Raw genomic sequence first — 394 nt, forward strand, 5'->3', positions numbered from 1 at the left:
ACTAAAGTAAAACAAGATTGACCAGTAAAATTGCGATGGCATATATTGCGTGTATAAACTTTGTTTGCATAGATTATCAGATAGCATTTCAAATAGCGCGTGAGCCTTTTGCTTTGTATTATAGCATAGCTCCTCAAGATGCTGCGCCTGGTGAGGTATCGCCGCGATGGGAAGATGGTCTATTACTCTTTGGACGACGAGCATGTCCTGAGCCTGATCCGAGAGGCTCAGGCTCACTTCGCGGAGCAGAGATAGACGTATTGCTGTTTTCCTTATTGGGAGCGCGCATGACGAGCTCGAGGTCATACAAAGGGATCCCTATACGGGAGTGATCGGCTATCCGAGCGTCGAGCCCCCTCTGAAAGAGCTTCACGTTGACCATTTCCCTGATGAG

Annotated in this window: 1 protein-coding gene; it reads right to left on the minus strand. The window is 48.0% G+C overall.

The window, feature by feature from the left end:
- Positions 1-133: 133 nt before the first annotated feature.
- The coding region (locus EZM41_RS13490; protein WP_232619011.1) for a hypothetical protein at positions 134-394 on the minus strand (261 nt) is incomplete at its 5' end.

The organism is Acetomicrobium sp. S15 = DSM 107314, from assembly GCF_016125955.1.
GTDB lineage: Bacteria > Synergistota > Synergistia > Synergistales > Thermosynergistaceae > Thermosynergistes > Thermosynergistes pyruvativorans.